5 protein-coding genes and 1 pseudogene are annotated in these 5963 nt (G+C 63.8%); 2 read left to right on the forward strand and 4 right to left on the reverse strand.

Annotated features, from left to right (window positions below):
- The 3 genes and pseudogenes from AC1DY5_RS38860 to AC1DY5_RS38870 all read right to left on the reverse strand — a co-directional run.
- Positions 1 to 115 (reverse strand): annotated as a pseudogene (locus tag AC1DY5_RS38860) (3-keto-5-aminohexanoate cleavage protein); the annotation flags it as partial.
- Between the two features lie 54 nt (positions 116 to 169).
- Positions 170 to 1018 carry a TauD/TfdA dioxygenase family protein gene (locus tag AC1DY5_RS38865; protein WP_478119786.1) on the reverse strand — a complete coding sequence of 283 codons (849 nt, stop codon included), beginning with the start codon at positions 1016 to 1018 and terminating at the stop codon, positions 170 to 172.
- A gap of 27 nt (positions 1019 to 1045) precedes the next feature.
- A complete protein-coding gene (locus tag AC1DY5_RS38870) occupies positions 1046 to 2026 on the reverse strand; it encodes a quinone oxidoreductase family protein (protein WP_478119787.1) in 981 nt (326 codons plus the stop codon).
- Between the two features lie 130 nt (positions 2027 to 2156).
- Here AC1DY5_RS38870 and AC1DY5_RS38875 point away from each other — a divergent pair, with 130 nt between their 5' ends.
- Complete coding sequence (locus tag AC1DY5_RS38875) at positions 2157 to 3158, forward strand: AraC family transcriptional regulator (protein WP_478119788.1); 1002 nt, start codon at positions 2157 to 2159, stop codon at positions 3156 to 3158.
- 47 nt (positions 3159 to 3205) lie between these two features.
- On the opposite strand, the gene AC1DY5_RS38880 is transcribed toward AC1DY5_RS38875, so the two are convergent.
- Positions 3206 to 4840, reverse strand: a complete 1635-nt coding sequence (locus AC1DY5_RS38880; RefSeq protein WP_478119789.1) for an AMP-binding protein — start codon at positions 4838 to 4840, stop codon at positions 3206 to 3208.
- Between the two features lie 307 nt (positions 4841 to 5147).
- On the opposite strand from AC1DY5_RS38880, the gene AC1DY5_RS38885 reads away from it, so the two are divergent.
- Positions 5148 to 5963 (forward strand): acyl-CoA dehydrogenase family protein (locus AC1DY5_RS38885; protein WP_478119790.1); only part of this gene is annotated, 816 nt, incomplete at its 3' end.

Raw genomic sequence — 5963 nt, forward strand, 5'->3', positions numbered from 1 at the left:
TGACCGGAATGTCCTCCGGAAAATCGGAGGGCATCCACGAGGGCGCGTAGGGCGCGGCGGTGATGATCAGGGGTTGCTGGTTTTCGGGGAACAGGGAGCCGTCGAGGAAGTTCATGGTGTGTCTCTCGTTGAAACTGGAAAGGTGATGAGGCCGGGTGCGAGGTTCGCTTTAAAAGGGCTTGTCGCCCACGATGGCTGCGCGTTCCATCTTGCGATGGCAGGGCGGGTAGTCCATGACCGCGTAGTGCTGGGTGCTGCGGTTGTCCCAGATCGCGATGCTGTTGGGCTTCCAGCGCCAGCGCACCTGGTATTCGGGGATGCTCGCCTGCGCGATCAGGTACTGCAGCAAGTCGAATCCGGCCTGGTTGTAGTCCTGGCCGAAGCGCACGTTCTGCTTGTTGTGGAAGTTGACGAAGTGCGTCGTGAAGGCGTTGACGAACAGCACCTTCTCTCTCGTCTCGGGGTGCGTGCGCACCACGGGGTGTTCGGCGTCCGGGTACTGGGCCTTCATGGCCAGTCGCTTCTCCTGCGGCATCGCCGCGGCGAAGGAACTGTTGAAACTGTGGTTGGCCCACAGGTCGGCGATCTGCGCCTTGACTTCGGCAGGCAGCTTCTCGTAGGCCATGACCATGTTGGCCCACATCGTGTCGCCACCGACCGGCGGGCACTCGACGCAGCGCAGTACAGCGCCCAGCGAGGGCGTCTCGCGCCATGTGCCGTCGGTGTGCCAGGCGTTCTCGTAGCGGTCGACGGGGCTGTCGGGATTCTTGTAGATCTGGACCAAGCCGGGCGCGTCCGGATGGGTGGGAACCATCGGATGGGTTTCCAGCTGCCCAAGCCGCGATGCGAAGTCCACGTGCACCTTGCGCGAGATGTCCTGATTGCGCAGGAACAGCACGCGGTGCGTCAGCAGGGCTTGATAGACCTCGTTGAACACGCCGTTGTCGTAGGCGGCATCCTCCAGGCTCACGTCGAGCAATTCGGCGCCAATGCTGCAGGTCAGTTGTTCGATTTTCATGAATTTGTCTCCAGGGGGTTGTATTTCTCAGACGACGAAGATCGAGGAACCCGTCGTCTTGCGCGATTCCAGGTCGCGGTGGGCGTGCACGGCATCCTGCAGGGCATAGTGCTGATTGATCTCGATCCTGATGCGGCCCGCCGCCACGTGACCGAAGACCTCGTCCGCCAGTTCCGCCTTCTCGGCAGGGTCCACGATGTAGTCGGCCAGTGCCGGCCGGGTCATGTACAGGGACCCCTTGACCGCCAGCAGCTGCGGGTCGAAGGGCGGAATCGGGCCGCTGGCAGTGCCCACGCAGACCATCAGGCCGCGACGCTTGAGCGAGTCCAGGGAGGCCATGAAGGTGCTCTTGCCGACGCTGTCGAACACCACGTTCACGCCCACCCCATCCGTGATCTCGCGCACGCGCCGGGCCACGTCGTCATGGCTGTAGTTGATGGTGTATTCGCAGCCGTGCGAGCGGGCGATCTCTGCCTTCTCTTCGGTCGAGACCGTCCCGATGACCGTGATGCCCAGAAGCCTGGCCCACTGCGCGACGATCAGGCCGACACCCCCCGCCGCGGCGTGCAACAGCAAGGTGTCGCCCTGCTTGAAGGGGTAGATGCGGCGCATCAGGTAGGCGCTGGTCAGGCCCCGCATGGTCATGGCGGCCGCGGTTTCGAAGGCGATGGTCTCGGGCAAGCGGATCAAGGGCGCTGCGGAAATCAGCCGCTCGGTGCTGTAGGCCCCCAGCGTGTTGATGAAGCCGGTGTAGGTGACGCGGTCGCCGACCGCCAGATGGGTCACGCCCTCGCCCAGCTCCTGCACCACGCCGGCGGCCTCGACGCCGATGCCGCTGGGCATCGGCACGGGATAGGTGCCGTTTCGAAAGTAGGTGTCTGCGTAGTTGAGGCCGACGGCCACGTGGCGCAGCCGCACCTGGCCGGGGCCGGGCTGGCCCACTTCAACGTCCTCGTAGCGAAGGACTTCCGGTCCACCGGTTTCATAGAGGCGTACTGCCTTTGCCATTCATGTCTCCTGCTTGAAATGCTTGGGATCAACTTTAGAGATTGCGACGCCGGGACGCTGTGCAACTTGCGCCATCGATTTCGCATTCCGTGCCAGAATTTGGCGGCGCCGTAATGCCCCTCACCTGACCATGGTTCCCCTCGTTCGTGCCGCAGCCCTGACCAACTATCTGGAGGTCGCAACGAGCCTCGGATTCAACCCCGGGGAGGCACTTCGGCGCGCGGGACTGAGCCAGGCCATGCTCAAGGACCCCGAGCAACGGATTCCGACGGATGCGGCGGTCGCCGTGCTGGAAGAGTCGGCGGCGGCCTCCGGATGCATCAACTTCGGTCTGCGCATGGCGGAGTCGCGGCAGCTTTCGCACTTCGGAGCCATCAGCTTGCTGATCAGTCACCAGCCCACGTTGCGGGATGCCCTGGTCACCACCATCGACTACCGGCACCTTCTCAACGAAAGCCTGGCAACCCAGATCGAGGAGGCGGGAAGGGTCGTGATCGTTCGGCTCGAGGTGGTGGCCCATGTCCCGGCGCGCCAGGCCACTGAACTGGCGATCGGCGTGTTGTTCCGGATGTGTGCGGCCCTCATGGGGGTGCGGTGGCAACCCGACAGCGTGAACTTCACCCATTCGGCCCCAAGTGACCTGCAATTGCATCGCCGCGTGTTCGCCTGCAGATTGGAATTCAACAGCGAATTCAGCGGCATCGTCATTCCTGCGGCGGACCTGGACGCACCCAACCCGTCCGCCGATCCGGCCATGGCCCGCTATGCGAGGCAGTTCATCGAAACTTTGCCCCGGGCAAGCGACAACAAGATCGTGCTGGAGGTGCGTCGAGCTATCTACCTCACGCTGCCGATGGGGCGAGCCACCAGCGAGTGTGTGGCGCAAGGTCTCGGGCTGAGCGTGCGTTCGATGCAGCGCCAGCTGGACGAAGCCGGGGCGAGCTTCACCTTGTTGGTCAACAAAGTGCGCTGCGAACTGGCGCCCCGGTACATCGACAACCCCAACTACAGCCTCCAACGAATATCCGAACTCCTTGGCTACAGCACGCAGGGCTCCTTCACCCGGTGGTTCACCGCCCAGTTTCACCAGGTTCCGTCGGCATGGCGCGAGGGCCACACTGCGAAGAAGTGAATCGCACAGGATGGCCCCGGGCTGCTCCGTTGTATGGGTCGGGTTCCTCAGACGACGCTTCGCAGCTCGCGCCTGAGGATCTTGCCCACTGTGGACTTGGGAAGGGCGTCGACGAACGATACCGACCTGGGCACCTTGTAGCCGGTCAGGGATGCCCGGCAGTGGTCGACGACAGCCTTCTCCGTCAGGTCGGCGCCAGGTGCCTTCACGACGAAGAGGCGCAGTGCCTCGCCGGTCTTCTCGTCGGGCACGCCCACGCAGGCGCACTCGGCCACGCCGGGGCATGCGGTCGCCACCGCTTCAATCTCGTTCGGGTAGACGTTGAATCCCGAGACGATGATCATGTCCTTGATGCGGTCCACGATCTTGAGGAAACCGCGCGCGTCGAAAACGCCGACGTCGCCGGTGCGGAAGTAGCCATCCGGCGTGAAGGCTGCGGCGTTGGCCTCGGGCTTCTGCCAATAGCCGCTCATGATCTGAGGACCCTTGGCGCAAATCTCGCCGGACTGGCCCAAGGCCACCTCGTCGCCCTTGTCGTCGATCAGCTTGATGTCCGTCGATGGCAGCGGCAATCCCGTCGTGCCGGTGAATTCGCCGATGAATGGCGGATTGATGGACAGGATCGGGCTGGTTTCGGACAACCCGTAGCCTTCCAGGATGAAGCATCCGGTGACTTCCTTCCAGCGCGTGGAGGTGGCACCGACCACCGCGGCGCCGCCGCCGACCGACAGGCGCAGGTGCGAGAAATCCACTTCCTTGAGGCGCGGATGTGCGGCCAGGCCGGCATAGAGCGTGTTGACGCCGGTGAAAACCGTCGGACGCGATTGTTTGAAGGTATCGATCAATCCGTCCATGTCACGCGGATTCGCCACCAGCCAGTTCTCGGCACCGATGGAGAAGTAGCTGATCAGGTTCACCATCAGCGCGAAGATGTGATAGAGCGGCAGGGCCGTCACCACCACTTCCTCGCCGGGCCGGATGGTCTCCCGCATGAAGGCCTTGTACTGTTCGGTGTTGGCCACCAGGTTGCGATGCGACAGGCTGGCGCCCTTCGACACACCGGTCGTGCCGCCGGTGTATTGCAGGAACAGCAGGTCGTCGCCGGTCAGCACCGGGGCGCGGTAGTCCGTGGGTTTGCCTTCGAGCAGGATGTCCGCCAAGGCCAGGGTGCGGGTCAGCCGCGCATCGGCCGCGGGCCCCGGAACCGCCGTCGCCAGTGCGTCGCCCGGGCTGACCGTGATGACTTGGGTGACGGATGTTTGCGTGACCACTTCGGCGAGCGTCGCGGTGGAACCGTTGAACACGACGATGGTCTTCACGCCCGCATCGYTGAGCTGATGGGCGAGTTCTCGTGGCGTGTAGAGCGGGTTCACGTTGACCTGCACCGCGCCCAGCCGGGCAATTCCCATGAACACCACCGGGAAGGCCGCCAGGTTGGGCATCATGACCGCGATGCGGTCGCCCTTGGACACGCCGAGTTCACGCTGCAGAAAGGTGGCGAAGCGCGCCGACAAGCGGTCGACGTCGCGGTAGCTCAGGCCTTGTCCGAACGAACGGAACGCCGTTTTGTCGGCGTATCGGCCCATGGCCTCTTCAAGCAGCGCGACGATCGAACTGTAGGCATCGGGGTTGATCTGCGGCGGGACTTCGCCGTACGAATGTAGCCAGGGTCGCTGGGTCATCTGTCTTGTCTCCGAAGGATTAGTTGGGAATGTTGATCGCAGGCAGGACACCTGCGGCCTCGGCGCGGAGTTGAGCGCCACGACAGGTGCAATCTTCTCGCGGGTACTCGCGGCACGCTTCCCAATTGGCGACACTTGTTTCGCTTTTGGCGCCACGACGAAAGCCTCGCCCGGCATGAAATGCGAAGGACGTGGCGCCAAATGCGAAGCTCCGTCGCGCTCGTACTCCTACAGTCGAGTTCGCCCGCCCCATGGCGATGCCGTTGCACGAGCTCGGCCAACCACGTACTGAATCCAAGGAGACTCGATGAGCTATCAAGCCCCTGTCAAGGACATGCTGTTCTGCATGACCGAACTCGCCGGCCTCGCCCAGGTCGCCACGCTGCCTGGCTTCGAGGAGGCCGGTGTCGATACTGCGCAAGCCGTGCTGGAGGAATGCGCCCGCTTCAATGAAGGCGTCATTGCGCCGCTGAATCACGAAGGCGACAAGAACCCGTCGACGTGGAAAGACGGCGCCGTGACGACCACGCCCGGATTCTCGGAGGCTTACCGCCAATACGCCGAGGGCGGCTGGCAAGGGCTGCAGCACCCAGCCGTCTACGGAGGCCAAGACCTGCCGAAGACAATCGGGGCCGCGTGCATCGAAATCAACAACAGCGCCAATCTCAGCTTCGCGTTGTGCCCGTTGCTGACCGATGGCGCCATCGAGGCGCTGCTGACCGCCGGCTCCGATGAATTGAAGCAGACCTACCTGCCGCCGATGATCGAAGGCCGCTGGACCGGCACCATGAACCTGACCGAGCCGCAGGCCGGCAGCGACCTGGCGATGGTGCGCAGCCGCGCGTTACCTCAGCCCGACGGCAGCTACAAGGTGTTCGGCACCAAGATCTTCATCACCTACGGTGAGCACGACATGGCCGAGAACATCGTCCATCTGGTGCTGGCCCGCGTCACCGGCGCGCCCGAAGGCGTGAAGGGCATCAGCCTGTTCGTGGTGCCGAAGTTCCTCGTGAACAAGGACGGCTCGCTGGGCGMGCGCAAYGACGTSCACTGCGTGAGCATCGAGCACAAGCTGGGTATCAAGGCCTCGCCGACCGCGGTGCTGCAATACGGCGACCATGGG

The organism is Variovorax sp. P4_D9, assembly GCF_056401695.1.